This window comes from Pseudomonas sp. BF-B-26, assembly GCF_019956495.1.
Lineage (GTDB): Bacteria > Pseudomonadota > Gammaproteobacteria > Pseudomonadales > Pseudomonadaceae > Aquipseudomonas.
Window position 1 is genome coordinate 57,953 of the sequence record NZ_JAHBDP010000067.1, and the last position, 23,304, is coordinate 81,256.

At 59.2% G+C, this 23,304-nt stretch carries 22 protein-coding genes and 1 pseudogene; 14 read left to right on the forward strand and 9 right to left on the reverse strand.

Features of this window, described 5'->3' with window-relative positions; genetic code table 11:
• Nucleotides 1-2: 2 nt before the first annotated feature.
• Both glcE and glcD read right to left on the reverse strand, forming a co-directional pair.
• Nucleotides 3-1,067, reverse strand: coding sequence for a glycolate oxidase subunit GlcE (glcE, locus tag KGB03_RS11930; protein ID WP_223527166.1), 1,065 nt, complete (start codon nucleotides 1,065-1,067; stop codon nucleotides 3-5).
• Nucleotides 1,067-2,566: a glycolate oxidase subunit GlcD gene (glcD, locus tag KGB03_RS11935; protein WP_223527167.1), complete on the reverse strand. Its 1,500-nt coding sequence runs from the start codon at nucleotides 2,564-2,566 to the stop codon at nucleotides 1,067-1,069. The genes glcE and glcD overlap by 1 nt, the downstream gene beginning before the upstream one ends.
• Nucleotides 2,567-2,800: 234 nt before the next feature.
• Here glcD and glcC point away from each other — a divergent pair, with 234 nt between their 5' ends.
• Entirely contained in the window at nucleotides 2,801-3,568 is a 768-nt protein-coding gene (gene glcC, locus KGB03_RS11940) for a transcriptional regulator GlcC (protein ID WP_218538602.1), read from the forward strand.
• A 176-nt stretch (nucleotides 3,569-3,744) separates the two neighbouring features.
• Here the strand turns inward: glcC and KGB03_RS11945 are convergent, their stop codons facing one another.
• A complete protein-coding gene (locus KGB03_RS11945) occupies nucleotides 3,745-5,508 on the reverse strand; it encodes an L-lactate permease (RefSeq protein WP_111448639.1) in 1,764 nt (587 codons plus the stop codon).
• Between the two features lie 172 nt (nucleotides 5,509-5,680).
• Here KGB03_RS11945 and KGB03_RS11950 point away from each other — a divergent pair, with 172 nt between their 5' ends.
• Entirely contained in the window at nucleotides 5,681-5,917 is a 237-nt protein-coding gene (locus KGB03_RS11950; protein ID WP_008151753.1) for a hypothetical protein, read from the forward strand.
• A gap of 42 nt (nucleotides 5,918-5,959) precedes the next feature.
• Complete coding sequence (locus KGB03_RS11955) at nucleotides 5,960-6,376, forward strand: DUF1801 domain-containing protein (RefSeq protein WP_218537907.1); 417 nt, start codon at nucleotides 5,960-5,962, stop codon at nucleotides 6,374-6,376.
• A gap of 33 nt (nucleotides 6,377-6,409) precedes the next feature.
• Here KGB03_RS11955 and KGB03_RS11960 read toward each other — a convergent pair whose 3' ends face one another.
• Together KGB03_RS11960 and KGB03_RS11965 are read right to left on the reverse strand one after the other, a co-directional pair.
• Complete coding sequence (locus KGB03_RS11960; RefSeq protein WP_192409635.1) at nucleotides 6,410-7,339, reverse strand: LysR family transcriptional regulator; 930 nt, start codon at nucleotides 7,337-7,339, stop codon at nucleotides 6,410-6,412.
• A 67-nt stretch (nucleotides 7,340-7,406) separates the two neighbouring features.
• Nucleotides 7,407-8,381 carry a quinone oxidoreductase family protein gene (locus tag KGB03_RS11965; RefSeq protein ID WP_223527168.1) on the reverse strand — a complete coding sequence of 325 codons (975 nt, stop codon included), beginning with the start codon at nucleotides 8,379-8,381 and terminating at the stop codon, nucleotides 7,407-7,409.
• A gap of 673 nt (nucleotides 8,382-9,054) precedes the next feature.
• Between KGB03_RS11965 and KGB03_RS11970 the strand changes: the two genes are divergently transcribed.
• On the forward strand, nucleotides 9,055-10,458 hold the full coding sequence (locus tag KGB03_RS11970) for an MFS transporter (RefSeq protein WP_111448637.1): 1,404 nt from the start codon (nucleotides 9,055-9,057) through the stop codon (nucleotides 10,456-10,458).
• A gap of 566 nt (nucleotides 10,459-11,024) precedes the next feature.
• Nucleotides 11,025-11,465, forward strand: coding sequence for a cupin domain-containing protein (locus KGB03_RS11975; protein WP_223527169.1), 441 nt, complete (start codon nucleotides 11,025-11,027; stop codon nucleotides 11,463-11,465).
• A gap of 9 nt (nucleotides 11,466-11,474) precedes the next feature.
• On the opposite strand, the gene KGB03_RS11980 is transcribed toward KGB03_RS11975, so the two are convergent.
• Nucleotides 11,475-12,905 (reverse strand): MFS transporter, encoded by a 1,431-nt coding sequence (locus tag KGB03_RS11980; protein WP_223527170.1) that lies wholly within the window; start codon nucleotides 12,903-12,905, stop codon nucleotides 11,475-11,477.
• Between the two features lie 134 nt (nucleotides 12,906-13,039).
• On the opposite strand from KGB03_RS11980, the gene KGB03_RS11985 reads away from it, so the two are divergent.
• The 6 genes from KGB03_RS11985 to KGB03_RS12010 all read left to right on the forward strand — a co-directional run bounded on the left by KGB03_RS11985 (nucleotide 13,040) and on the right by KGB03_RS12010 (nucleotide 20,059).
• Nucleotides 13,040-13,930, forward strand: a complete 891-nt coding sequence (locus tag KGB03_RS11985) for a LysR family transcriptional regulator (RefSeq protein ID WP_223527171.1) — start codon at nucleotides 13,040-13,042, stop codon at nucleotides 13,928-13,930.
• 482 nt (nucleotides 13,931-14,412) lie between these two features.
• Complete coding sequence (locus tag KGB03_RS11990) at nucleotides 14,413-15,801, forward strand: diguanylate cyclase domain-containing protein (RefSeq protein WP_223527172.1); 1,389 nt, start codon at nucleotides 14,413-14,415, stop codon at nucleotides 15,799-15,801.
• Nucleotides 15,802-15,806: 5 nt separating this feature from the next.
• Nucleotides 15,807-17,135 (forward strand): glycosyltransferase family 2 protein, encoded by a 1,329-nt coding sequence (locus KGB03_RS11995; RefSeq protein WP_218537760.1) that lies wholly within the window; start codon nucleotides 15,807-15,809, stop codon nucleotides 17,133-17,135.
• Nucleotides 17,135-17,986 carry a hypothetical protein gene (locus tag KGB03_RS12000; RefSeq protein WP_218537761.1) on the forward strand — a complete coding sequence of 284 codons (852 nt, stop codon included), beginning with the start codon at nucleotides 17,135-17,137 and terminating at the stop codon, nucleotides 17,984-17,986. Before KGB03_RS11995 ends, KGB03_RS12000 begins: the two co-directional genes overlap by 1 nt.
• Before the next feature lie 6 nt (nucleotides 17,987-17,992).
• Complete coding sequence (locus tag KGB03_RS12005) at nucleotides 17,993-19,108, forward strand: HlyD family secretion protein (protein ID WP_218537762.1); 1,116 nt, start codon at nucleotides 17,993-17,995, stop codon at nucleotides 19,106-19,108.
• Nucleotides 19,109-19,111: 3 nt separating this feature from the next.
• A complete protein-coding gene (locus tag KGB03_RS12010; protein ID WP_218537763.1) occupies nucleotides 19,112-20,059 on the forward strand; it encodes an NAD-dependent epimerase/dehydratase family protein in 948 nt (315 codons plus the stop codon).
• Here the strand turns inward: KGB03_RS12010 and KGB03_RS12015 are convergent.
• The gene (locus KGB03_RS12015; RefSeq protein WP_223527173.1) at nucleotides 20,031-20,291 is read right to left on the reverse strand and encodes a hypothetical protein; all 261 of its coding nucleotides are present in this window, start codon (nucleotides 20,289-20,291) and stop codon (nucleotides 20,031-20,033) included. The two genes, KGB03_RS12010 and KGB03_RS12015, sit on opposite strands and share 29 nt — an antisense overlap.
• Before the next feature lie 425 nt (nucleotides 20,292-20,716).
• On the opposite strand from KGB03_RS12015, the gene KGB03_RS12020 reads away from it, so the two are divergent.
• Entirely contained in the window at nucleotides 20,717-21,784 is a 1,068-nt protein-coding gene (locus tag KGB03_RS12020) for a hypothetical protein (protein ID WP_223527174.1), read from the forward strand.
• Between the two features lie 16 nt (nucleotides 21,785-21,800).
• Entirely contained in the window at nucleotides 21,801-22,154 is a 354-nt protein-coding gene (locus KGB03_RS12025; protein ID WP_223527175.1) for a DUF1428 domain-containing protein, read from the forward strand.
• Nucleotides 22,155-22,168: 14 nt separating this feature from the next.
• On the opposite strand, the gene KGB03_RS12030 is transcribed toward KGB03_RS12025, so the two are convergent.
• Complete coding sequence (locus KGB03_RS12030; RefSeq protein WP_008151815.1) at nucleotides 22,169-22,363, reverse strand: hypothetical protein; 195 nt, start codon at nucleotides 22,361-22,363, stop codon at nucleotides 22,169-22,171.
• A 60-nt stretch (nucleotides 22,364-22,423) separates the two neighbouring features.
• Here KGB03_RS12030 and thpR point away from each other — a divergent pair, with 60 nt between their 5' ends.
• Nucleotides 22,424-22,963 carry an RNA 2',3'-cyclic phosphodiesterase gene (thpR, locus tag KGB03_RS12035; protein ID WP_192409617.1) on the forward strand — a complete coding sequence of 180 codons (540 nt, stop codon included), beginning with the start codon at nucleotides 22,424-22,426 and terminating at the stop codon, nucleotides 22,961-22,963.
• A 245-nt stretch (nucleotides 22,964-23,208) separates the two neighbouring features.
• Here the strand turns inward: thpR and KGB03_RS12040 are convergent.
• Nucleotides 23,209-23,304: pseudogene (locus KGB03_RS12040) on the reverse strand (IS110 family transposase); the annotation flags it as partial.

Here is a 23,304-nt window from a genome sequence, read left to right on the forward strand (position 1 = left end):
GGTCAAAGCTCCGCGTACAGGCGTCCGGGGTTGAAGATGCCCCGGGGATCGAGTTGTTGCTTCAGGTTCCGGTGGTAGCGCATCAATGCATCAGGCAATGGTTGGAACGGGCTGTCGATCAGGCCATGGGTGTAGCAGGTCACATGCCCGCCGACTTCTTCGACGATCGAGCGAATGAACGTTGCCTCTGCATCGGATTTGAGCCAGCGCTGCGCACCGCCCCAATCGAGCAACTGACCGCCAGGCAGGGAAAGCCGAGGCGTGTTGTGAGGGACAGACAGGCGCCAAAGTGCCTGGTCCTCATCGAAGAAACTCAATCGATGTTCGTTGAGATCAGCCCAATAAGAAGCGTCGAGCAACTCGCCGCCCAATCGGTCATGTGCCGCTGCCACTGAACCTTCGCCACCCTCAAGTCGCAGGTGCAGGCGTTCCCCATCGTGGCACGCAGCGCTGATCGGCAACGGTTGTTGGCCCCATTCGGCGAGGCGCAGCAAGGCGCGATCACTGTCCATTTCCAGGCTGATGCTTAAGGTTTGACGCGGCTTGGGCAGGACCTTGAGCGAGACTTCGGTGACCACGCCCAGCGAGCCGAAGCTGCCGGCCATCAGCCGCGACAGGTCGTAGCCGGCGACGTTTTTCATGACTTCGCCGCCAAAGCGCAAATGCTTGCCGTGGCCGGTGATGACCCGTGTCCCAAGGACGAAGTCCCTGACGGAGCCGGACCAGGGACGGCGTGGCCCCGACAGCCCGCTGGCGATCATGCCGCCGACCGTGGCGCCGTCGCCGAAGGAGGGCGGTTCGCAGGGCAACATCTGCTGTGCCGCGTCCAACACTTCCGCCAGTTCTGCCAGCGGGGTGCCGCAGCGTACGGTGATGACCAGCTCGGTCGGGTCGTAGCTGACGATGCCTCGGTGGCTGCGCGTGTCGAGCACTTCGCCCGCCACGATGCGCCCAAGAAACGCCTTGCTGTTGGAGCCTTGAATGCGCAACGGCGTGGCGTTTTGCAGCGCCTGGTTGACCTGTTCCAGCAGCGAGGCGCTGTCGTCGATATCGTGTTCGCTGCGCATCAGAAACGCTCCAGTTCAGGGAAGGGCAACTGTCCCATGTGAACGTGCATGGCACCGAACTCGGCGCAACGGTGTAGCGTCGGAATGTTCTTGCCGGGGTTGAGCAAACCACTCGGATCGAAAGCGGCTTTCACGGCATGGAACACGGTTAATTCGTCGCTATTGAACTGCGCGCACATCTGATTGATTTTCTCCCGGCCCACGCCGTGTTCACCGGTAATGCTGCCGCCGACCTTCACGCACAATTCGAGGATCTTGCCGCCCAGGGTTTCAGCGCGATCGAGCTCACCCGGTTGGTTGGCATCGAACAGAATCAGCGGGTGCATGTTGCCGTCACCGGCGTGAAAAACGTTGGCCACCCGCAGGCCGTACTCGGCCGATAGCGCGGCGATCGCCTGCAGCACACCGGGCAGCTCGCGGCGCGGGATTGTCCCGTCCATGCAGTAATAATCCGGTGAGAGACGGCCCACCGCGGGAAAGGCATTCTTGCGCCCGGCCCAGAAGCGCACACGTTCGGCTTCATCGCGGGCCTGGCGCACTTCGGTGGCGCCGGCCTGTTCCAGCACCTGGCGCACGCGGTCGCAGTCATCGTGAACGTCGGCTTCAACACCATCGAGCTCGCACAGCAGAATGGCTTCGGCGTCGACCGGGTAGCCGGCGTGGATAAAGTCTTCGGCGGCGCGAATGGCCAGGTTGTCCATCATTTCCAGGCCGCCGGGGATAATCCCGGCGGCAATAATGTCACCCACCGCGCGGCCCGCCTTCTCGACGGAATCGAACGCCGCCAGCAGCACTTTGGCGGTCTGGGGTTTGGGCAGCAGTTTGACCGTGACCTCGGTGATGACGCCGAGCATGCCTTCGGAACCGGTGAACAACGCCAGCAGATCGAAGCCCGGAGAATCGAGCGCCTGGGACCCCAGGGTCAGGTGTTCGCCGTCGATGGTGAGGATGTCGATCTTGAGCAGGTTGTGCACGGTCAGCCCGTACTTCAGGCAATGCACGCCACCGGCGTTTTCCGCCACATTGCCGCCGATTGAACAAGCGATTTGCGAGGAAGGGTCTGGCGCGTAATACAAGCCAAACGGCGCTGCAGCCTGGGAAATCGCCAGATTGCGCACCCCCGGCTGAACCCGGGCCGTGCGGGCGGCGGGGTCGATGTGCAGAATAGAGTTGAAGCGAGCCATCACCAGCAGTACGCCTTTTTCCAGCGGCAATGCACCGCCGGACAAACCGGTGCCGGCACCGCGAGCGACCACCGCGACTTGCCGCTCATGGCAGAGTCGGAGCACGCCTTGTACCTCGTCGATGTGACGCGGCAGCACCACCAGCATGGGCGTGGTGCGGTAAGCAGAAAGTCCGTCGCATTCGTACGGTTTGAGCTCTTCCTGTTGATGCAGGACTTCCAGATCCGGCCACTGTGTTTGCAGGACTTGCAGCAAGGCGGTTTTGTCGACATCAGGCAGGACGCCATCGACGCGTTCATCGTAAAGAATGTTCATAGTCGGTTGACGACCCTCAGTTGTTTTTATAGGAGGTCTGTGTCCGTTTACCACTGACTTGCATCATTGGCCTGAGGCGTTCTACTGTCTATGTGTTGTTTGGCTGGTCGAACCAGTTTTTTATTCGGTAGTTTTTCACTGATTAAAAAAAACTGTTTTAAAACATAAGTTTATGTTTGTGGTTGAACATTTGTGGTTTTGGCCGCGAGACTGGTCATACCAGTTGGGGAGTCGATGGAAAGGGCAGAAACGAGCCGTAATCCACAAGTCGCAGACGTGGTCTGTGAACGTATAGAACGGCTGATCGTGGACGGGGTACTCAAGACCGGGCAGCTGTTACCGTCGGAGCGTCGTCTGACCGAAAAACTCGGCGTTTCCCGCACGGCACTTCGCGAGGGCCTGAAGCTGTTGCGCGCGCGCGGGATTATCAAGACAGAGCAGGGCAAAGGCTCATTTGTTGCCGACCTTTCGGGGCACGGTGCTGCATCACCACTGATGCACTTGTTCAGCTCACAGCCCCGCACGCTTTACGATTTGTTCGAGGTCCGCAGCCTGCTTGAAGGCGAGTCCGCACGCTTGGCGGCGTTGCGTGGAACCGATGCCGACTTCGTTCTCATCACCCGCAGCTATGAGGCGTTGATCGACGCCCATAGCCATTCGCTGGAGGCGTCCGAACACGCCCGGCTCGATCATGCGTTTCACCTGGCGATTTGCGAGGCCTCGCATAATCCGGTGCTGGTGCAGACCTTGCGCTCGCTGACGGACTTGCTGCTGAACACGGTGTTTGCTTCGGTGAACAACCTTTATCACCGGGAGCCGCAGAAGCGTCAGATCGACCGTCAACATGCGCGGCTCTACAACGCTGTCACTGGTCGTATGCCGGAACAGGCGCGCAAGGCGGCCATTGCGCATATTCAGAGCATCTGCGAGAACCTCAAGGAAATCGAAAGCGAGGAACAACGGTTGGTTCGGGCCACACTGCGACTTGAGGGGTGGGCGTAATGCCCGGGTCTTCAGGCGTACGCATTCCCCTGTGGGAGCGAGCCTGCTCGCGATGAGGCCCTGTTAGTCGACATCAATGTTGAATGTAAATCCGCCTTCGCGAGCAGGCTCGCTCCCACAGGGGCCCACTCCCGCAAAAACGGATATGCACCCCATCCCACCCCGAACTACATCAATCAATGCCCACCAACAACCATATGACTGAACGGCGCCACATACGCCTGTAACGTCACCAACCCCCCGACCAGAATGGCCAGGATGATCGAGTGGAAAAACACATAACGCAGGATTTCCCCTTCATGCCCATACCAGCGGGTGGCGGTGGAGGCCACCACGATCGACTGCGCGTCGACCATCTTGCCCATGACCCCGCCGGAACTGTTGGCGGCCGCCATCAATACCGGGCTGAGGCCCAATTGCTCGGCGGTTACCCGTTGCAAGCCGCCGAACAGCACGTTTGACGCCGTGTCCGAGCCGGTCAACGCAACGCCGAGCCAGCCGAGCAGGGTGCCGAACATGGGGTAGAAGATGCCCGTCGCGGCAAAGGCCAGGCCCATGGTGGCGTCCAGGCCCGAATAACGGGTGAGGAAACCGAGGGCGAGCATGGCGGTAATGGTGATCAGTGAGTAGCGCACCACCCACAGCGTTCGCACGTACTGTTTGATCAGTTGCGGAATGGAGTAACCCATCAGCAACCCGCCGAGGATCGCCGACAGAAGGATGCCGCTGCCGGTGCTGGTGAACCAGGTGAACTTGTAGACCGCGTCCTCGGTTTTAGGCGCAGGGACCACCGGCGGGACCTTCTCGATCTGCTGGTGGATCGTGGTGAATGTCACGACCGGAGCGAAGATCGGGTTCGCTTCGCGCATCGGTTTGCCCTGAGGGTCGAGCTTGGCCGAATGGGTGGCCGGATCAATCGCCGGACGGGTATCGAACATGTTTTTGAAACCCTGGGTGCCCCAGGCGAACACGAACACGGTGAGGATGATCCACGGCATCCACGCGCGCATCACCGCAGGTTTGGCATCGCTGGCAAAGGTCGCGCTGGCGACGGGTTTTTCGTCATGCTCTTCGGCAATTTTGGAGTTGTCGACGCGTCCGGACAGCGCGGCGGAGGTATGCACGGTGGCGGGTTTCCAGACCCTGAGGAAACCGGTCAGGCAGGCCATGGAAATCAGCGCGGCGATCACGTCCACCAACATCGGTCCGTGGTAGTTGGACACCAGGAACTGCGGCACGGCGAAACTGACCCCGGCCACCAGAATCGCCGGCCAGATTTCCAGCATCTTGCGCCAGCCGGCGAAGGCCCAGATCAACCAGAACGGCACAATCACCGAGAAGAACGGCAATTGCCGGCCGACCATCATCGACAGCTCCATTTCATCCAGCCCGGTCACCTTGGCCAGGGTGATGATCGGCGTGCCCAGCGCACCGAACGCCACAGGCGCGGTGTTAGCGATCAACGCCAGGCCAGACGCGGCCAGAGGCGAGAAGCCCAACCCGATCAGAATCGCCCCGGTCACCGCCACCGGTGTGCCGAATCCGGCTGCCCCTTCGAAGAACGCACCGAAGCAGAAAGCAATCAGCAGCAATTGCAGGCGTCGATCGTCGGTGATGCGCGCCAGGGAATCCTGCAGCACTTTGAACGAGCCGTTCTCGGTGGTCAGTCGATGCAGGAAGATGATGTTGAGCACAATCCAGCCAATGGGCAGCAAGCCGTTGGCGGCGCCGTACAGGGCGGCCGAACCGGCCATGTTCGCCGGCATGCCGAAGGCGAAGATCGCGATCACCAGCGCAGACGCCAGGGCCATCAAGGCGGCCAGGTGCGCTTTGACATGGAAAAACGCCAGGGCTGCCAGCATCACCACGACCGGCACCGCTGCCATGATGGTTGAAAGTATCGGGTTACCGAACGGATCGTAGATTTGCTGCCAGACCATGTTCCACCTCTGCTTTTTATTGTTGGGAGTGCAGACCCCGAGGGGGCGGTGGCTTCTAGTATAGGTGGCATTACGCCGCTGTCCTGGCAGGCCTTTTAGTGCGCCGCACTGAGCTAACATGGCCAATGGGTAAATGCGCTACTCGGACTTCAACGACGGGAGAAATGCAGCCATGACTGAACGCCATATGCACCACAAGGAAACGCTGTCGAACGGATGCAAGATCGAGGTCAAAGCCGAAATATTGAAGGACGGCTCACTGGGGATGTTCATCGGTGTTTACCGGCCGGACGGCACGGCCATTTTTGAGGACCACGATCCAAAACCGCACCTGCTGGACATGGAGGCTGCCTTTGACTGGGGGATCGAAAAGGCCAAGACCCTCGGCAACAGTCAAAAAACGCTGTAAAGCCCGGTTTTGGACACCCTCATGAAGAAGGCGACAACCACCATGAACAAAGAGCAGGTCGGTGCAAAGGAAGAAGAGGGGGCAGTTTCGGCCTCTCAGCTGATCGATGCGAGAATCAAGGAGCTGGGCGATTGGCGGGGCGAGACGCTCGCTCAGGTCCGAACGCTTATCCGTCAGGCCGACCCCGACGTGGTCGAGGAATGGAAGTGGCGGGGCGTTCCAGTGTGGTCGCACGCCGGCATCATCTGCACTGGCGAGACATACAAGCAGGTGGTGAAGCTGACGTTTGCCAAGGGCGCCTCGCTGGAAGACCCTTCCGGCCTCTTCAACGCCAGCCTCGAAGGCAACACCCGACGTGCCATTGATTTGCATGAGGGCGACACGCTTGATGAGCGCGCGTTGAAGGCGCTGATTCTCGCCGCCGTGGCGCTCAACACGAACAGGCGTGCGAAATCCTGACGAGGCTTTGCTGACAGGTTCCGGTTTCAAGCGCTACGGTTGGGGCAGCTGCCATGGCGCACCTCGCGCAAACGCTGCCTCGATCCAGTGCTTGAACGCCGTCGTCGTTGCCGTGTTGTACTTGGCTGACGGGCGCACCAGATAGACACCGGCGTCTGCATCCAGCTGCCAGTCGGGAAGCACCCTGACGAGCTGACCGCTATCGATGTCCCTCGTCATGAGCCACTCACCGCCGGCAAGAATGCCCAGCCCCATGCGGGCGGCGGACAGCAGCGCCTCATTGTCGTTACTGACCATGGCGCTGCGCACCCTGATGCTCTGCTGATCGCCATCGCGGGTCAGCTTCCATTCCGGGTAGGAATGCAGTCCGGTGAAGCCCAGGCAATTGTGCCCAGCGAGGTCTGCCGGTGTCTTCGGTTCGCCCTGGCGTTGCAGGTAGGCGGGTGCAGCACAGAGGATTCGGCGGTGATCGCACAACTTCCTGGCCACCAGTCGATTGTCTGACAGCTCACCAATTCGGATCGCGGCATCGAAACCCTCCGCGACGATGTCGACGAATCGCTCCGAGTATTCGACCTCCAGCGACACCTCGGGGTAAGCCAGGGCGAACTCGGACACCATCGTGCTGAGCCATAATCGCCCCATCGCGGCGGGCAGGGCGAGTCGCAATCGTCCCCTGACCTGTGCCGCGCCTTGGGCTGCCTCTTGCTCCGCTTGGGAAATTAAACTGACGGCATGACGAAGCTGCGAGACCAGACGCTGTCCCTCGTCGGTAAAGCGCAGTTGCCTTGTGGTTCGTTCCACCAGACGTATTCCGAGACGAAGTTCCAACGCGCCGAGGCGTTTGGACAGCACCGATGGATGCCGTTGCAGCATCCTTCCGGCGGCGGCAAAAGAGCCGTGTTCGGACAGCGCCAAGAGGGTGGCGAGTTCATCTGCCTGTCGGCTATCGAACAGATCCATGCAACGGCAAACCTCGCAAATTCAAGGAAACAAGGACTCGGGCCGCAGGCTTCGTCCCGGGTTCTACTCAGGGCGTAAGGACGATTGCACCTTGCGACCGTCCACTTTCCAGATCGGCGTGTGCCTGTGCTACGTCAGCCAATGGGTAGCGACGCCAGATTCGAGGTTGAATGATACCGGCGGCGACCGCTTGCAACACCTCCTGTGCGCGCTGCTGATACTCGTGCGCGGTGGCCGTATGCGCGGCGAGAGACGGTCGGGTCAGGAACAGAGAGCCTTTGGCGTTGAGGGTGCTGACCTCGACAGCAGCCGGGATGCCCGAGGCCATGCCGAAAGACACCATCAAGCCACGCGGGCGAAGGCTGTCGAGGGAGGCTTCGAAAGACACCCGCCCGATGGGGTCATACACGACGTCAACCTTTTGCCCGTGGGTGACTTCCGCAACCTGGGCGGCCAGTGTCGCCGGGTCAAACACCAGCACTTCATCACAACCGGCGGCCTTGGCCCGCTCGATACTGTCCTGCTTCGAGACCACGCCTATCACGAAGGCACCCAGGTGTTTGGCCCAAGGCACCATGATTTGCCCCAACGCACCCGCCGCGCCATATAAAAGCACTGTGGAACCTGGGCCAACAGGGAAGGTCGTCTTGAGCAGGTAGTGGGCGGTGATGCCCTTGAAGAGCAGGGCCGCCGCTTCGTCGAAGCCGAGGTCATCGGGAATCTTCACGAGTCGATTGGCCGGATAGAGGCGACCGCTTGCATAGGCACCCATGGGGCCAGTGGCGTACGCGACCCTGTCCCCCACGGCGACTTCGGTGACGCCTGCCCCAATTGCTGTCACCTGTCCGGCGCCTTCAAGGCCTAATCCTGAGGGCAGGGGAACACGGGCAGCGCCGCAGCGTTGGCTCACGTCCAAAGGGTTGAGCCCGATGGCTGCTTGCTCCAGCCAGACTTCTCCTGCACCCGGTGTTTGCTCAGTGGTTTTTTCGAACCGCAAAACCTGAGGCCCGCCAGTTTCCTGAATTATTACGGTGCTTACCATTTGGAACTCCCGATGCGTTGGTCGTGCTGAGAGTCTATTGAGTTGCCAGTGAAGCACTAGTAAGGGCAATTGCAGTTCATTGTTGCAGTAGATGCAGCAATTGGCGTCGAGTGGTTACGGTCTGGTTTTGGCCTGTCATCGTGCTGGATGGTGTTGTCGTACGACTTTTCTTGATATCAAGACACTCAGACCTGGCGATCAACACACGAAAAATGAAAGCCTGACGGGCCTACAACCGGCGGTACCTGTACAAAGCTGCACTTTTAATGGGCAGCCTTTGTCGAGACGAGCGGCTGTTTTTTCAGATTGACAGCCCGGTAGTGAACTCGATATAAAAGACACGGTTGTACGACGACAGACGATTATCGGCTGTTAAACACTAAAAAAAAAAACGAGTGTCGGCCCCATCATGAATTCCACCCGCCTGCGCATCCTGCTGAATGCCGCTTCTTACGGTTCGACCTCGACTGCTTGCCCATCCCCACGGTCAGGCCAGTCACATACAACTGTCCCACCCAACGCCCGATAGCTCTTGCCAAATGTCCGACTTCTGCCGCTGTGCATGAAGTACCCATTTTCGAGCCCGCAATACCGTGGCGTGGACCATCACGACACCATTGATCTCGCTTGAAACCGAGAGATCATCACCATAAACCAACAATAAAGTGATGCCATGAATCTGAACGAGCCCATCAATGCGCAACGAGTCGGCCAGGCCGTCGGCAAGTACCGCTGGACGATTTGCGCGCTGTTGTTTTTTGCCACCACCGTCAATTACCTGGACCGCCAGGTACTGAGTCTGTTGGCGCCGGATCTGTCGACGCAATTTGGCTGGAGTAACACCGATTACGCGAACATCGCCTCTGTCTTTCAGTTTGTGTACGCGATTTCCATGCTGTTCGCCGGCCGCTTCGTCGACAAGATCGGCACCAAGAAGGCCTATGTGATAGCGATCGGCATCTGGTCGACCGGCGCGATCATGCACGCCTTTGCAGAGCCGATGGGCGAGGGTATTGCCGGCATCAGCAGCGCCTTGGGCCTTGCCGTCATCCCGGTTTCGATTGCAGGTTTCATGCTGGCGCGCGCCGTGCTGGCGATCGGCGAAGCGGGTAACTTCCCGATTGCGATCAAGGCCACTGCCGAATATTTCCCGAAGAAGGAGCGTTCCTTCGCCACCGGTATCTTCAACTCCGGCGCCAACGTGGGCGCAGTCCTGGCGCCGATCAGCGTGCCGCTGATCGCCGGTCTATGGGGCTGGGAAGCGGCGTTCATCGTGATCGGTGCGTTGGGCTTCGTTTGGGTGGCGGTGTGGATTGCGCTGTACGAAAAACCGGAGCAGCAAAAACGCCTGTCGGTGCAAGAGCTGGCCTACATCCGCAGCGATCAGGGCGCGCAAGCACTCACCGGCACAGACTCGGGTGCCGCTGCCAAAAAAGTATCGTGGTTCAAGTTGCTGACCTACCGCCAGACCTGGGCCTTTGCCTTCGGCAAATTCATGACCGACGGCGTGTGGTGGTTCTTCCTGTTCTGGCTTCCGACCTATTTGTCTGCGCAATACGGCATGAAGGGCCAGGCCATCGTGTTGCCGCTGGCCGTGCTGTACAGCATGACCATGGTGGGCAGTATCGGCGGCGGCTGGTTCCCGAGCTATTTCATGTCACGCGGTGATGCGCCGTATGACGGTCGTATGAAAGCCATGCTGGTGATCGCTTTCTTCCCGTTGCTGGTACTGCTGGCGCAGCCATTCGGTTACATCAGTTTCTGGGTGCCGGTGCTGCTGATCGGCGTGGGCGCATCGGCGCATCAGGCGTGGTCGTGCAACATCTTCACCACCGTGTCTGACATGTTCCCGCAAAAATCCATCGCGTCGGTGGTTGGCATTGGCGGTTTGGCCGGCGGCCTGGGCGGCGTCGTGATGACCAAGACCGGCGGTTGGGTGATCGACCATTACAAACTGATCGGCGATATCCATACCGGCTACATGATCATGTTCGCCATCTGTGCGCTGGCCTATCTGGTGGCGTGGAGCGTGATGAAGGCGCTGGTGCCACGCCATAAGGAAATCACTGACCTGTAAACGACGATTGACCTGCTGACTTTCCGTCGGCAGGTCATTCGCCCGGTCCGAACCCGTAAGGGGGACGAGTATTAGTGTTTTTTCATCCTGCTGCGCTTGCCGCTGTGCAAAATCGTTCTAAAAAGCCCGCCTTGCGCTTTGGAGTTTGTACTAGTCTTGAAGTTGTAGGTGAAGACGCAGACTGATGCGCAAGCGGATGGCGAGGAAACGTGGGGCGCGTTCCGAAGGGTACACGGTTAGAAAGATCTCCGCGCTGAGATCCAGCCCTTATGCCGTGTGAAGCAGGACAGCACAAAACTGTTCTGTGGGAGGCCTGATAAACCTTGTAAGCCGGAGACCAGCGCCGGCCACCTACTCGATTTACAAAGCCCGCCTTGTGCGGGCTTTTTCGATTCCGCGAGATTCGTTTGTATCGGAACGTATCCCGCGCACCTGCAGCTACCTTCGCATACAAAACCAAGGCATCGGCGACACTTGCGCGATACACGGCGGCCTCCCAATAGAGCCACCGCATCCGCGGCAAGCTCCGCGCGCATTCCCGCGCATTGATTGATTGGAGAAATGCCATGTCCCGTTTCAACTACCGTATCTGCGCTGGCATGCTCGGCGTCGCCGTTGCCGCGGCACTCACCGCTTTCGCGGGCCTCTCTCAAGCACAAGAGGCGCCTGCTGTAAAAAGCTGGCAGGCGGGTCTTCACCGCACCGATCTGCTGCGCCAGGACCTCGACGTCGCCGGGCGTGAAGTGATCCAGGTCCTCGTTGATTTCGATCCGGGTGTGGTGTCCCCCAAGCATTCTCATCCCGGGGTGGAAGTGGCTCACGTCATTGAAGGCACGTTTGAATATCAACTCGAAGGTCAGCCTCCTGTAACGCTCAAGGCTGGCGATTCCTTGTACATCCCCGCAGGCACCGCGCACGTGGCGAAGAATGTCGGCGCAGGCAAAGCGTCTGAGCTGGCGACGTACATTGTGAAGAAAGACACGCCACTGGTCGTGCTGGAGAAGTAAACGACCGGCTTACCGGCGGTCACGACGCACTGCCAGCGCGCGGCTTCCCAGCGCGATGGCCAGTGCGAAAGCGATCAGCACCAGCGCCACGGCAAAGGTGACCCGCAGACCGCTGGCAACCGCTTCGGGGCGCGCCGTTGCCATGTCGACAGAGGCCGATGCGAGCGCGAACACCGCGCCCAGGACGGAGGCCCCCGTGATGAGCCCCAGGTTGCGCGACAGGTTGAGCATGCCGGAGATGACGCCGCGCTGGTCCGGCTCAACATCCGCCATGACCGCCGTGTTGTTGGCGGTCTGGAACAGGGCATAGCCGAGGGTTATCACGACCATGGGCAAGAGGTAGCCGCCGATGCCGGACGTCTCCGGCAATACCGACAGCGTGAGGCACCCGGTCGCCATGGCGATGAGCCCGGCGAGGGTCATGCGTTGGGCGCCAAAGCGGTCGGCAATACGGCCGGCGGGCACACCCGTCAGTGCCGCGACAAACGGCCCGACCGACAAGACCAGTCCAACCAGAACGGCATCGAGCCCCAGCCCATGCGCGAGATAGAAGGGACCGACCACGAGCGTCGCCATCATCACGGTCGCGACGAGCAGGCTCATTGCGAGGCTGCCACTGAGCACGGGATCGCGGAACATCGCCAATCGAATCAACGGTGAGGCGACTCGAGCCTCGGTAAACACAAAGAGGCAGGCGCCGCCGCCCGCCGCCGACAGCAAGGCGATGTTGAACGGACCGAAACTGCCTCGCCCAAGGGTCATCGCCAGCGCATAAGCGGCGAGCGTCAATGCCAGCAGCAACGTGCCCAGCGGGTCGAAGCCGGCGCGATCGGTCTTGGGCTTCTGGCGATCGGCGGGCAAGTAACGATGCGCGAGCACCAGCGTCAGCAAGCCCAGCGGTACAGTGATGAGGAAGATCGCCTGCCAGCCAAACCTTTCAATCAGCAGGCCACCGAGCGACGGCCCCATCGCGGTGCCAATCGCCGACATCGTCCCGAGCAAGCCCATGGCGCTGCCGGTTTTTGCCTTCGGCACCGTCTCGCCGACAAAGGCCATGGTCAGCGCCATCATGATTGCCGCACCGATTCCCTGCAGCGCCCGGGCGCCAATCAGCATCCAGAGCGAGGGCGCCAACCCGCACAGGGCCGACGCCAGGGTGAACACGCCGATGCCGGCCAAGAGCAGCCGCCGACGGCCAGTGAGGTCACCGAGCCGCCCGACACTGACAATCAGGGTGGTAATTGCCAGAAGGTAGGCGAGAACGATCCACTGCACGTGCTGGAAGGAGGCGTTGAACACTTGGGCCAAGGTCGGCAAACCCACATTGGCGATGCTGGTGCCGAGCGAGGACAGCAGCATCGACAGTGAAAGGCTGGCCAGCGCCCACCGAACCGACGGTGTTTGTTGTGCACGCTCTGCGACTGCGCTGATTGATTTCATGCTGTTCCTCTTTTCTGGCCACTCCCGAAGCGGAGCTATCAGAAAGCTACGCCCCGGCCTAACATGGCGGAAGGCGCACCGTTTGCACTTGATACGTGCGTTCAACGCCATATCACTCTGCCACGGGGCGCCCCATGTCCACTCCCGATTTAAACTTGCTGATCACCCTTGATGTGCTGCTCGCTGAAGGCAGCGTGGCGCGCGCCGCCAAACGCTTGCGCCTGAGCCCGTCGGCCATGAGCCGGGCGCTGGCGCGATTGCGTGAAACCACCGGCGATCCGCTGTTGGTCAGGGCCGGACGGGGTCTGGTTGCCACCCCGCGCGCGCTCGAACTGCGCGAGCGGGTCAGTCAGCTGGTGCAGGACGCAGAAGCAGTCCTTCGACCTGCCGAGCAACCCGACCTCAAACAGCTGAGCCGCACGTTCACGCTGCGCACCAGTGAAGGCTTTGTCGAGAATTTTGGCGCGGACCTGATTGCCCGCGTCGCCGAGCAAGCCCCTGGCGTACGGCTGCGCTTCATGCACAAACCCGACAAAGACAGCGCGTCACTGCGCGACGGGACGGTCGATCTGGAAACGGGTGTGGTGGGGAAGGCCAACGGGCCGGAGTTGCGTACCCAGGGATTGTTTCGGGATCGTTTTATTGGCGTCGTGCGAAGGGGGCATCCGCTGAGCGAAGGTGAGATAACTCCCGCGCGTTATGCGGCAGGCAACCACATCAGCGTCTCTCGGCGGGGGCTCGACAAGGGACCCATTGATGAAGCCCTTGAGTTCCAGGAACTGGAGCGGCACATAGCAACGACCGTTGCAGGCTTCTCCACTGCGCTGGCGCTCGCCCGGGCCACTGACCTGATCGCCAGCGTTCCCGAACGCCACACCGCCAGTCTGCGCACCGGCCTGCACAGCTTTGCACTGCCGTTGTCTCTGCCGGCGTTCACCGTCGCCATGCTCTGGCATCCGCGGCTGGAGGCCGATCCTGTGCATCGCTGGTTGCGGGGTTGCCTTCGGGATGTTTGTGCCGAGTAAGAAAGTTGTCAGATTTGATCTAATGTTCATTGTTGAAACAGGAGTGTTTCACTCATGTAACTATTTCATGCCTATTCTGGTTCTATAAGTGAGTCATTTTGGTATAAAAACACTTTGAACTTATTAATATGCAGGTGGTACGTAAAGATTTTGTCGCAAATGGGAATTAACTGCTGATGCCGTTAAATGGCGTAGCTCTATCAATGATGGCCATTAAATAGCAGTGAGTGTGGCTGTAAATATTAAGTTACTTAGTGTGTATAACACTATGAAATATAAGCAATTATTATTGCTCGTGATTGGGCGATTTATCGCGCTGAAACTCGGTGGAAAAGGCGGGATCCAATTAACGTTGATGGCGAAATATTGGCGGTCTATATATCAAAAAATAACTTCATAATAATACTGACGTTTTTCCGATGCGGTGCTAGTGTTTCTAACTCCTATTAAACGTACTTGTCTGTCTGCAGAGGCCATGCGTCATGCCGACTCAAACTCCACGGATTGCAATACTGGGCATTAGAGCTCCCAGCTTGAACAGTCCAGAGATTGAACACTTTGCCGATATAGCCAGCCTGTTGGCTGCCCCCACCTTCGATGTCGTGCTGTTGGACCTGCCGGCCGCTTACGCAGGGCGGGTGCTTCGAAAGTTGCGCGTCATTCCCCCTTATCGCTACAGCCTCATTTACTGTTGCCGTGATCAGAACGGCTGGTGTGAAGCCTTGGGTGATGGTGGGTGCCCTGTCGATTCCAACGAAATCAGAACCCTCTGGAGCGTGTGGCAAGAACGCTACAGGTTGTTCAAACAGGGTACTGCCCCCGAGCGTTTTGAAAGTCGGGTGCTTTCGTGGTTGTGGTTGCGCGACAACGCGCACATCTATGCCCTTCGAGACCCGGAGGTGCCTCAGCATTATCGCTATCCGTTGCTGGACGCCCTGGCGGATAACGAGCAGGTCAACTCGTTTGTCTGGCTCAGCTTGATGGTGCAGCAGGACTGGCTGCAAGAGGGGGTTCTGGTCGATCGCGTTCGCCTGTGTTCGGAGTGTGGCTCGGGCCGGCTCAATTACATTGATGTGTGTGCCGAATGCCAGGCCCTGGACATTTCACGTCAGCCTTCATTGCACTGCTTTACCTGTGGGCATGTGGGGCCACAGGAAAACTTTCTCAAAGACGGGGTGTTGTTGTGCCCCAACTGCTTGAACCGGTTGCGCCATATCGGCAGTGATTACGACCGACCTATGGAGAACTATCGCTGTCGGTCATGCCAGGCGTTTTTTGTCGATGCCGACGTGCAGGCGCGCTGCCTGGATTGCGGCCTGTCACACACGCCTGACAAGTTGCGAGTCCGCGAGGTCAGAGATTTCCGCCTGGCCGAGGCCGGCCGTTTCCGCTGCCGTCAGGAGTTCAGCGATCAGACGGTCCATCACTTCGGTCGACTCAATCTGTTAGGCGGCAAGGATTTCTATGATCTGCTGACCTGGCAGATGCAAGTCGTACGCCGCTACCAGACGCCTGCCTTCTCACTGCTCGGCCTGCGCTTCGTCAACCTGGCCGATACGTTGACTCGCCTGGGTGAACATCACGGTCATGCCTTCATCGATAGCGTGGCCGAGCGTTTGAAAGAAACCGTCAGGGACACGGACCGCTGCTCTCGAAGTACCGAAGAGTATTTCTGGATCATGCTTCCGCATACCGATGACAAGGGCCTGGAAACCGTCAAACAACGCTTGAGCCGGGTCGCCGAATTGTTTTCAGCGCCGGAGGTCAGCGACATTTCCTTGCGTGTCGTCAGCATCACGGCGCCCCAGGATCTGCTCGAGCAGGAAGATGGCGAACTACTACTGGCCCGTCTGGCCAGTGAGTTGGCGTGACCGCCATGAGCCCTTTTCTGGAGCAACTCCTCAGCGCACTCAGCTCGCTCATGGGGCCGGATGGTTTGAGCCGGGTGTTTTTCATGCTTTTTCCTTTGTTTCTGATCTTTGAATTGCCCCTGATGATCATGGTGATGCTGGGGGTATTGCGCTGGTTCGCACGTCGGCGTTCCCGTGTCCCGAAGATCAGTGTCTATCGGCCCAAGGTCTCTTGCATCATTACCTGCTACAGCGAAGGAATGGACGTTCAGACCACGCTGTTAAGCCTGTGCGAGCAGACGTACCCCGGCCACATCGAGATGATTCCGGTGGTGGATGGGGCCACGGTGAACCAGCCGACGCTCAGCGCCGTTCGCAAGTTCAACGTGGACCCGAAGTTGTACCCCAGACGCCATTTGCGCCCGATTGCGAAATGGCAGAGGGGCGGGCGGGTGTCGTCATTGAACGCCGGCCTGTCGCTTGCCAGCGGTGAAATCGTGATGGCACTCGATGGAGATACGTCCTTCGACAACAACATGGTCAGCTCCATCGTGCGCCATTTCGAGGACCCGACGGTGCCTGCGGTCGCCGGTAGCCTGCGAGTGCGCAATGTCTGGGCTTCGTGGGTGACCGCGATGCAGGCGCTGGAATACCTGTTGTCCATCCACATGTCGAAAATCGGTCTGGCCGAATGGAACCTGGTCAATAACGTCTCGGGGGCCTTCGGGGCATTCCGCCGCAGCTTCCTGGTGAAAATCGGTGGCTGGAACACGCACACCGCGGAGGATCTGGACCTGACGTTGCGCATCAAGAGTTACTTCAAGCGACACGACTTGAGGATTCCCTTCGAGCCGGAAGCAATTGGACACACCGACGCACCGTCGACCCTCAGTCAGTTTCTGATGCAGCGCTTGCGCTGGGATGGCGACCTGTTTTTTCTGTACATCCGCAAGCACCACCACAACATCAACCCCAGGTTGTTGGGCTGGCCGAGCTTTCTGATGATCCTGCTCAGCGGCTTCTTTTTTCAGCTGGTGCTGCCGTTTCTCATCTTCAGCTACACCTTGCTGGCGCTATTTGTTTTGCCGGGCAAGACGCTGTTGTTTCTGTTCGTACTGATTTATTCGTTGTACCTGATGATCACCGCGATGTTATTTGCCGCCATGTTGTTGATGGTGTCCGACCGACCTGCAAAGGACAGTGTCCTGGGATTGTTGGTGCCTTTCTTCCCGCTGTTCATGCTTCTCCTGCGGTGCTGGAGCGCAGTGGCCATGCTCAACGAGATCTTTCGCCGGGGCCACGAAGAAAGCTCTATGGCGCCGTGGTGGGTGCTTAAACGAGCCACGAGGTTTTGATGATGCGATCGATACTTCTGCTGCTGACGCTGTCGTTGCCCCCGATGATACTGGCCGCACAACCCTTGCCGGCTCAGGCAGCGGTGGCGCCGTCGAGCCATTGGTCCCAGGCCAGTTATGTCTGGGACAGCGAAGCGTTGCTCGATCCCGATCAACGCAAGGCGGAACTCGAGCAATTGCGTAAGGCCGGGATGGACAAGATCTACCTTGGCCTCAAGTCCGCCCAGTTGAAAGACCTTGCCACCACGCGCCAACGGCTGGCGCAATTGCTGCAGGACGCGGCCGGCAAGGGGGTGCAAGTCAGCCTGTTGCTCGGTGATCCGGCCTGGATGGAGCCGCAGGACCGTCATCAGCTCACTGACTTACTGGCGAAGCTGAAGGGGCTTTCATTCACCAGCCTGCACCTGGACCTGGAACTCGAACAACTGGGTGTGCCAGTCCCGGATCAGCGCTTGAAGGACTTGCTCGATACCTTGCGCGCAGCCTCCGCCGCCAGCCCTTGGCCGGTAGAAATCTCCAGCCACCATCGCTGGTTCGCTGAGGCAAAACCCGGCAAAACCTGTCTGCCCTGCGCGCTTCCCGAGGCGGGCGTGCGTCAGGTCAGCCTCATGATCTACACCCGTAATCCGAAAAACAGCGCACGCATGGCAGAGCAGATCGCCCAACGTTGGCCTGATCTGCAATTTCGCCTGGCGCAAAGCACAGAGCCGCAACTGGATGCCACTGAATCCTGGGCCGGCGCGTCGACTGAGCAGTTGCAGCACCAGACCCGTGTCTGGCGCGAACAGCTGCAACCACGGGGGATTGCCGGTATTGACTGGCAAGCCTGGCGAGACTTTCCAAAACGGTGAGCCGTCATGAAGATTCGATTCGATAGTCGCAAAGAACTGAACCCCACCCAGGAACAGGGTTTGACTGTGCTCTACGCGCCGGGCAAACGCATGGCGTTTCGCGCGCGTTGGTATCTGATCCTGTTCCTGGTCGCGAGCCCCTTGATCTGGCTGGGAGCGAAGCTGACGTATGGCCTGGTGATGATCGACGCGCCGGCGCAATTGCGCCTGCCGATTCTTGAGGTCCGCGCACGGGATGCCGGTCGGGTCGATCAGCTGTTCGTCATGGCCGGGGAGCAGGTCCAGATCGATCAGCCGTTGGTCAGTCTCGACAATCCCGAATGGCGTGCGCGGCTCTCGCAGCTTGCCGCAATGCCGAAGAAATCAGTGCCCGTCACCAACGCCAAACTGGACACGAGGGAGCGTCAGTTGCTCAGGACCCGAGTGAGCAGGACGGAGGAGCGCGTGCAGGTGCTTGAAGGCCTCGTTGAATCAGGCGCCGTGTCTCGTGGAGAAGTGCTGGCCGCCCAGTCCGAACTTGACGCATTTAAAGCGGACCTGTTGGCGTTCGAGCGCCGCGATCAACTGGCTCATCAGTCGCCATTGAGCGTGGAGCGCGAAATCATTCAACAGACCGCCGAGCAACAGTGGTTGAAAACGCGCCTCGCCGCGTTGTCGGTCAAGGCTGCGCAGAGCGGTCGCATTGCGGAGGTGTTGGTCACGCCCGGCGAGAACGTCGGTGCGGGTACGTTGTTGATGCGCCTTGAGCGGCTGGAAGAGCCTCTGCTGTGGATTTATCTGGAACCGCTGAATATCAGCTACGCCGCGATTGGCCAGCCGCTGCGCGTTCGCATGCCCGATGGCGAGTGGTTGCCGGCCCATGTTGTCCAGGCCGTCGACAGCGCCGGTCGTACGCCGACGGTGTTGCGTGGGCCGTTCGCTGCCAGCGAGATGGGCTTGCAGGTCGCCGCCCGGTTTGATCGCCCCCTGTCGCCGCGCTGGAGAATCGATCAACTGCCGTTGAATGTTCGCTTTCCCACCGACTGGCAACGAATGCTCAGTGACAGCCGTGAACTGATTTCGCAAATAGGCGACTTCATTGCAATGGATAAAACAACCACCACTGCACCGGGGAGTAAATAAATCATGACTGCTGAACGAATTCTTGTGACGGGCGGTGCCGGTTTCATCGGTTCGCACTTGGTCGAAGCACTGCTGGAAAGCGGTTATAGCGTTCGGGTTCTGGACGACCTTTCCAGTGGAAAATTGTCGAACTTACCGATTGATCGCTGCCATTTGACCCTGGTGGTGGGGGATGTCGCCGACGCGCCGACGGTGGAGCGGGCGATGAAAGACTGTAGCGCGGTGGTGCATCTGGCGGCGGTGGCCTCGGTGCAGGCGTCGGTCGATGACCCGGTCGCCACTCACCAAAGCAATTTCGTCGGCACGCTGAATATCTGCGAAGCCATGCGCGAGGCAGGCATAAGACGAGTGGTTTACGCGTCCAGTGCGGCGATCTATGGCAACAATGGCGAGGGCATGGCGATTACCGAGGACACGCCCAAGAATCCACTGACGCCGTATGCCGCCGACAAGCTGGCCAGTGAACATTTCCTCGATTTCTATCGCCGTCAGCATGGTCTTGAACCGGTCATTCTGCGGTTTTTCAATATTTACGGACCCCGTCAGGACCCTTCATCGCCTTACTCCGGTGTCATCAGCATTTTCAGCGAGAGGGCGCAAAAAAAACTCCCCATCACGGTTTACGGTGATGGGGAGCAAACAAGGGATTTTGTATACGTCAATGACCTCGTAAAGATCCTGGTACAGGCAGTCGGTGAGCCAGAGCCGATTAACGAGCCGGTCAATGTCGGGTTTAACCGATCCACCAGCGTTAACGAACTGGCGGCGACGTTAAGCGAGCTTTTGGGGCGGCCGCTGACATTGAATTACGACGCGCCGCGTTCCGGTGATATCAAACATTCGCGAGCCGACAACAGTCGCCTGCTTGAGCGTTTTTCCTTGAACTCACCGACCTGTTTTACCGAGGGCCTGGGGCAGTTGCTCAGAAGTATCGATTCCGGGGGGCGGTAGTGGCGAGCTCAGTCGCCAGCAGGTGCTCTTCCAGCACATCGCTCAGGAACCGGAACTGATCATTGAGCCCGATCACTTCATTGTTGAAGTGATTGGCGGCGGACGGCATCAGCAGCGTCTCGAAGTTTTTGTCGAACACCAGTTCGAACGTTTTGCGCGAAACGAATGACTGGGAATAGTAGTTGTTGCCAAACACCGTAAAGCTTACGGCCAGGGTCACGGAGTGAATCATGACGTGCGCTCCTCGGACAGGACGTACCAGGAAAAAATGCTCAGTGTCATGGCCGTCAGGGCCAGGCAGGTCAGGAGATGGATAATCATGATTCGCCCCTCCGATGCGGGGGTTTGCGTTGGGATAGGGCTGATCCTACGCTGACGGTTTTTACGCGAAAGGCATTCGCGGCGATGGTGAATATCGACATAAGTGATGGTGGGATCTTCGCCGTCTGATCCGGCCTCTTCGCGAGCAAGCCCGCTCCCACATTTAACCGAGTTCTCCCGGATGAATGCGGTCGAATGTGGGAGCGGGCTTGCTCGCGAAGAGGCCCTTAAGAACACCTCAACCCCAAGCGAACAAACACCGACACCTATACTCAAATTAATAGACCTTTGAACCACCGGACATCCCGTTCGGGCAAGTCTGTAGGAACCGCGATCTTGAACGTGCGTTCGCTGATCGTCGCCGTGTTGGTGGTGTTGGCGGGATGCGTCACGACTGCGCGTGCCCCGGTGGAAGTGGTGCCGGTGGTTGTTCCCCAAAGCACCTGGCAGATGGTCGACCAAGAGATTGTCGCGGCGTCGCAATCGGCCACCGAGCAGACCAAAATCTACGCGCGCGGTGCCATGGATTACTGGCGAACGCGGGTCTATCAACTGACCGAAGAGAACTTCATTCCCTGGTTCAGCAGTTACTGGACCCAGGAATGGCTGTCGATGAAGGTCAGCTGGTACACCATCAGCGCCAAGGGCGAGCAGGATGCCTCGGCCAAGCGCCTGGCAGCCTATCTGCTGGAGCAATACCAACAGCGCGTGCTGGCGCCGGTCTCGGTGGAAATCGATCCCGATGCGATTCTCGGCCAGGCAACGGCGTTCTACGTCGACATCCTTCAGGAAGAACTGCAAAAAATCTCCCAGCGCCACGGCGTGCCGATGGCTCAGCTCAATGGCCGAATCCAGAAAATCCCCGCCATCGCCCTCGGGCCACCGCCTGCCCGGGACGCTTCGCTGTATCAAGTGGTGCACACCCAACCACTGAATACGCTGCCGGCCTATGCGGCGCTGATCGAGAAAATCCACAAGGCCGGCGGTGACAAGGGGGTGGCTTCGACAGACACCGCCATGGCCCCGGTGGCCAAGCGCGCTAGCAAGCGGATGGAAGCCGAAATGGCCCCGCGAGGGGCGGCCAGTGCAGTGGCCGCGGCGGCAGGGAAACTGGCTGGAGGACTGATTACCGTGGGGGTAGCGGGAATTCGCGCCTTGATCCAGGCCAGTGACCGACCTGACAGCGAAGCTCTGATTCGCAGCAGTCTGGGTAACACGTTCGACAAAGCCTGGCTGAAGCTGGTGCAAAACCCGACCACCGGCGTGATGGCCGGCACGTTTTACATGGCGGCGCAGATCGAGGGCAATCTGGCGGGGAGCGCCGAAGTACCGTCGGTCAGTTCGGGCGGTGGATCTGTCGATTGGGCACCGACGGAATCGACTAACCAGCAGATCGCCCCATAACCCAAGGAGAACGACCATGTCCTACGTTGATGGCTTCATCGCAGCCGTACCCACCGTCAACCGCGAAAAATTCAAGAAGCACGCCGAAACCGCCGCGGTCATTTTCAAGGAAAGCGGCGCCCTCAGCGTCGCCGAATGCTGGGGCGACGACGTCCCTGACGGCAAAGTGACCTCGTTTCCGATGGCAGTAAAACTCAAGGAAGACGAAACCGTGGTGTTTTCCTGGATCATCTGGCCGGACAAGACCACCCGCGATGCAGGCATGGCAAAACTCATGAACGATTCGCGCATGCAACCGGACGTCAACCCGATGCCATTCGATGGTCAGCGGTTGATCTTTGGCGGGTTCGAAATGATCGTCAAAGCCTGAAACCAACGACAGGATCACTCCGGCGTCGGAGTGGTCCTGCAACTCTTGCGATTACGAATCTCGCTGTCCGTCGGCCGCTCTTTAATGAACTCGAAGCGCGGCTCACCTTCGTTGTAATGAACCAGCCAGCCCCATTCCAGCTCGGACTCATCCTGACCGGGTTTCGGTGGCACGGCCCACCACGGTTCCTTGCTGATGATCTCGCGCATGGCCCCCTCCAGTTGAATCGTTTGCATGAACTATAACTTGGATGTCAGGAGGTGCCAGAGATGAGCGACGAATCCCATGAGCCGTTAAAACGACTGTTTTTTGCCCTGAACTGCACACCCCAGCAACGTCGGGCCATCGCCCAATGGCGCAGCGCGCTTGAGCTCAGGAACGGACGCCCGGTGCCGGTGGAAAACTTTCACCTGACGTTGAAGTTTTTGGGGGCTGTCGAAGTGGCGAAAATCGCCGATATCTGCACGGCCGCTGCCAACATTCGAACGCCGGGTGTGCCTTTGAGGGTGGCGCTTGATCGGCTGGATGTCTGGCGCAGGGCAGGGGTGTTGGTACTCGCGTCGGAGCAGGCATCACCGCAGTTGCTGCGGCTGGTGTATGCGCTTGAGCAGGCAATGCTGCCGTTCGGGTTTGAGGATTCGCCGAAGGAGTTTCGCCCGCACCTGACGCTGATGCGTGATTACCGGGTGCCGGTGCCTGAGTCAGCGACGCCGCCCGAGTTCTATCTGCGGGCCGATCACTTCACCCTGTTCGAATCCCATAAGGGCCGCTACCGAGCGCTGGCCGAGTGGCCGCTCGTCCTCTCATAAAAAAAGGCGCCCGAGGAGGGCGCCCAAATTCACCTTAACCGAGGAAGCCAGGTGAGGCCGTTCTGCAGACAGGAGTGCAGCGGTGGTAAGGCGCTACGTGAACGGAAAAGGTTAGAACTGATATCAATGTTGAATGTCATGGCCTCTTCGCGAGCAGGCTCGCTCCCACAAGGGATCAGCGTCGTTAACAAATCTGTGTTCCACCACGGACCACTGTGGGAGATTCTATGGTTGAGGGAAAGCCCTCAACTGGCTTTTGGCTGATATTCGCTTTGCCCTTTCAGCAAGGCGAATACCACCCGAGCAAGCTTGCGAGCCAGCATCACCAGCGCCTGAGTGGT

Bases quoted from the DNA above. Each gene is read 5' to 3' on its own strand.
- KGB03_RS12030 (WP_008151815.1), bottom strand. From the start codon at position 22,363: ATGCGCGAGATCATCAGCAAGGAACCGTGGTGGGCCGTGCCACCGAAA.
- glcD (WP_223527167.1), bottom strand. From the start codon at position 2,566: ATGAACATTCTTTACGATGAACGCGTCGATGGCGTCCTGCCTGATGTC.
- KGB03_RS11985 (WP_223527171.1), top strand. From the start codon at position 13,040: ATGTCCACTCCCGATTTAAACTTGCTGATCACCCTTGATGTGCTGCTC.
- KGB03_RS11995 (WP_218537760.1), top strand. From the start codon at position 15,807: ATGAGCCCTTTTCTGGAGCAACTCCTCAGCGCACTCAGCTCGCTCATG.
- KGB03_RS11955 (WP_218537907.1), top strand. From the start codon at position 5,960: ATGAACAAAGAGCAGGTCGGTGCAAAGGAAGAAGAGGGGGCAGTTTCG.
- thpR (WP_192409617.1), top strand. From the start codon at position 22,424: ATGAGCGACGAATCCCATGAGCCGTTAAAACGACTGTTTTTTGCCCTG.
- glcE (WP_223527166.1), bottom strand. From the start codon at position 1,067: ATGCGCAGCGAACACGATATCGACGACAGCGCCTCGCTGCTGGAACAG.
- KGB03_RS11980 (WP_223527170.1), bottom strand. From the start codon at position 12,905: ATGAAATCAATCAGCGCAGTCGCAGAGCGTGCACAACAAACACCGTCG.
- glcC (WP_218538602.1), top strand. From the start codon at position 2,801: ATGGAAAGGGCAGAAACGAGCCGTAATCCACAAGTCGCAGACGTGGTC.
- KGB03_RS12015 (WP_223527173.1), bottom strand. From the start codon at position 20,291: ATGATTCACTCCGTGACCCTGGCCGTAAGCTTTACGGTGTTTGGCAAC.
- KGB03_RS12025 (WP_223527175.1), top strand. From the start codon at position 21,801: ATGTCCTACGTTGATGGCTTCATCGCAGCCGTACCCACCGTCAACCGC.
- KGB03_RS12000 (WP_218537761.1), top strand. From the start codon at position 17,135: ATGATGCGATCGATACTTCTGCTGCTGACGCTGTCGTTGCCCCCGATG.
- KGB03_RS11975 (WP_223527169.1), top strand. From the start codon at position 11,025: ATGTCCCGTTTCAACTACCGTATCTGCGCTGGCATGCTCGGCGTCGCC.
- KGB03_RS11950 (WP_008151753.1), top strand. From the start codon at position 5,681: ATGACTGAACGCCATATGCACCACAAGGAAACGCTGTCGAACGGATGC.
- KGB03_RS11945 (WP_111448639.1), bottom strand. From the start codon at position 5,508: ATGGTCTGGCAGCAAATCTACGATCCGTTCGGTAACCCGATACTTTCA.
- KGB03_RS11965 (WP_223527168.1), bottom strand. From the start codon at position 8,381: ATGGTAAGCACCGTAATAATTCAGGAAACTGGCGGGCCTCAGGTTTTG.
- KGB03_RS12005 (WP_218537762.1), top strand. From the start codon at position 17,993: ATGAAGATTCGATTCGATAGTCGCAAAGAACTGAACCCCACCCAGGAA.
- KGB03_RS11970 (WP_111448637.1), top strand. From the start codon at position 9,055: ATGAATCTGAACGAGCCCATCAATGCGCAACGAGTCGGCCAGGCCGTC.
- KGB03_RS11990 (WP_223527172.1), top strand. From the start codon at position 14,413: ATGCCGACTCAAACTCCACGGATTGCAATACTGGGCATTAGAGCTCCC.
- KGB03_RS11960 (WP_192409635.1), bottom strand. From the start codon at position 7,339: ATGGATCTGTTCGATAGCCGACAGGCAGATGAACTCGCCACCCTCTTG.
- KGB03_RS12010 (WP_218537763.1), top strand. From the start codon at position 19,112: ATGACTGCTGAACGAATTCTTGTGACGGGCGGTGCCGGTTTCATCGGT.